Source organism: Variovorax soli (assembly GCF_031454625.1).
Taxonomy (GTDB): domain Bacteria; phylum Pseudomonadota; class Gammaproteobacteria; order Burkholderiales; family Burkholderiaceae_C; genus Variovorax; species Variovorax soli_A.
In genome coordinates, this window is the sequence record NZ_JAVDRF010000031.1 from 1 (window position 1) to 2,518 (window position 2,518).

The following is a 2,518-nucleotide window of genomic DNA, read 5'->3' on the forward strand; positions in this document are numbered from 1 at the left end:
AACCTGAGCGAGGGGATCAAGGCCGCGCTGCTGGACACGGTGGCGGCGCAGGGCGCCAATGCCATCGGCGATCTGACGGTCGACGGCACGCTGGACGACTTCACCAACAAGGCGGCGCATGCGATCGCCGGGTGCATGGTGGGTGCGGCGAGAGCGGAGCGCGCCAGCGGTTGCGGAGCGGGGGCGCTGGGTGCGGCGATCGGCGAGATGGCTGCGCAGGCGTATGGGAGAAGAGACGATACGGTGCAGTTCGCCGCGCTGGTGAGCGGGCTGGCGGTGGCGGTGACGGGTGGGGATGCGGGGCAGATCAATGTCGGCAGTCAGGCGGGCGCCAATGCCGCAGTCAACAATCACGATGCTCATCCCGGGTTCGGCTATGAATACCCGGATATAGATCACCCGTTTGCACCCACTGAAGAGTTCAGGGCCCGCTTCATCGGGTCTGAGGAGGAGCGACTGGTTTGGTTTCGAACACAGGAAATCGCTCAGGGGACGGCGGAAATACGGGAATGGCTTAGGTTCGACGATGCGCGGGTGCAGTTGCCGCGACACGGTGGTCCGCTCTACGAAATCTTTGATCTTGGACTTCCAGGAGGCGCCGGACCTGTTCGCATTGCATATTCGCCCAAGAATCCGCGAGTGTTCTACGTGTCCCTTGATCACTACGATACGACTACGGCGCAACCGCTGAAATGGACTCGATTCGAAGCAGCGCCTTCGAGATAACGAACTGGAGTGAAACCCAATGAGAGGCTATACCGATGTCACTAGATCAACATCTGCGTGCGTTCATTTTGTGGAGGGGCGCGAGGTCGAAGCACGGGAGATCGAAGCGTCAGATGAATTCGACGAGGGACTCAGGAGCATCCGACGGTCACTCGACGAAGCACGCATTCGCTGTGCCTATGTCGATTGTCGGTTGCTTGCTTCAAATCCAAAAGGGACCTGCAATGCAGTTGGTACTGCAATGCAGGGTACGCATCGTCCGTACAAAGCTGACGATTGGGTTCGCCTTCTAGACGACATGATCACTCTTTCGGCCACGCTGCCTGGGCTAGTGATTGTCCTGGATCATGCCGACCAACTCTTTGCGCTAGATCGATCGCAGATATTCGATCTCACTGAAGCATTTCTCATCCAATTTCATCATTGGTTTGAAAAGAAAAAGCCATGCCATCTTTGCTTTCAGATGTCGTCCCATCCGTTAGTTGGCGACATATTCAGGGACCTTCCCTGAGTGAGTTGAGTAACAGCCAGGCCGGCGCCAATGCGGCGGCCAACAACTGGCTGGCCACGCAGCAGAGAGCGCGCATGATCAAGGAGTTGAGTGCCGCGACGCCGCCGCTGGAGCAGCTCAAGGTCGTGGGCAAATGGACGCTCGTCACCATCAGGCAGGGTGCGTTGACAGCCTCAGGCGTCGACAGAGGCCTGGTAGATGCCGGCATCGATGACATTCAGGGGCTGGCCGATTTCATGTCGAACCCGCTTGAAGCACAGAAGGAATATGGAATCACAACGGAGCAAGCACTTCGACTAGGAGAGTCGCTGGCCGTTCTGCTTCCAGTGTATGGCACGCCAATCGGCCTCTACGAAGCACTTTCCGGGGAAAGCCTGCTAGGCCGTGACCTAGGTGTTGTTGAGCGCTTTTTTGTCGGTGCTGCAGCGCTAGTTCCTACGGCACTGCGATTTACAGGGCGATCTCGGAGGCAGCCGCTGAGTCTCGGTAGGTGGCCAGCAGATTGGCGCTCTGCATGAAGCATCGATTGGCCGGACCGCGAGCTGGCGAAATTTCAGCCTTGGAGAGGCTACGACAGATCAGGCAAGAGTTCTTGGTGAAGCATGGGTCGGCCCCGGCTACAGGATTGCAAGTGATGGTCGCACGTTAGTCAGTACAGATGGATTGAGGCAGTACAGGCCGCCTGCTCCAAAATCGAGTTCCTACGCGACCACGGGCGTGCAGGCCAACTTTCAGGGAAGAATTTCTAACGAAACGACCTGGACAAGCAACGGGCATCTAAACATCACGAAATAACCATGACAATTCGTGCCGAGCTAAAAAGTCTGATGTGCAGCGACTTCGACATGCGCACCTATGTCCCAGAAACGCGCGATCTCTTCGCATTTTGGGTAGAGATGGAGATCGGCCCGGTCGGTGAAAAAAGTTCCGACCTCTTTCAAGTATTCGTGTGCACGCCGAGGTGGTTGGATCAGGAGGTGCATAGATGGGGGGCTCAATGGTCGCATGCGAAGCTGATCATCAACTCATACAGCTTCAGTGAACTGGAGAGCTTCTTATCAAGGGCCGTAAGTTCCGTCGAAGGCCGAGACTGGGCGGAGGTCGCGTCCAAGCTTCGATTGGTAGCCGATTGGGAGTTCGACGGTTACGCGTAAAGGCCTAACCTTCACACCGGTCAGGACCACCAGCCTCGCGCGCACCACCCTCAGCGGCGCCAACGTCACCCTCACCGCCACCGGACCCGATGGCCAGGGCGGCGACCTGCACATCGCGGGCACCACC

General features: G+C 57.8%; 4 protein-coding genes. All 4 read left to right on the top strand.

The genetic code is table 11. The features are described from left to right. The coding region (locus J2739_RS27815; RefSeq protein WP_309907765.1) for a DUF637 domain-containing protein at positions 1–726 on the top strand (726 nt) is incomplete at its 5' end. 19 nt (positions 727–745) lie between these two features. Beyond that, positions 746–1,237 (top strand): hypothetical protein, encoded by a 492-nt coding sequence (locus J2739_RS27820; protein WP_309907766.1) that lies wholly within the window; start codon positions 746–748, stop codon positions 1,235–1,237. 5 nt (positions 1,238–1,242) lie between these two features. After that, entirely contained in the window at positions 1,243–1,755 is a 513-nt protein-coding gene (locus J2739_RS27825) for a hypothetical protein (RefSeq protein ID WP_309907768.1), read from the top strand. 279 nt (positions 1,756–2,034) lie between these two features. Further along, positions 2,035–2,391 (top strand): Imm8 family immunity protein, encoded by a 357-nt coding sequence (locus J2739_RS27830; RefSeq protein ID WP_309907770.1) that lies wholly within the window; start codon positions 2,035–2,037, stop codon positions 2,389–2,391. Positions 2,392–2,518 lie beyond the last annotated feature (127 nt).

What these genes read in the sequence shown, in the direction of transcription:
- J2739_RS27830 (WP_309907770.1), top strand. Translation starts at nt 2,035, where the DNA reads ATGACAATTCGTGCCGAGCTAAAAAGTCTGATGTGCAGCGACTTCGAC.
- J2739_RS27820 (WP_309907766.1), top strand. Translation starts at nt 746, where the DNA reads ATGAGAGGCTATACCGATGTCACTAGATCAACATCTGCGTGCGTTCAT.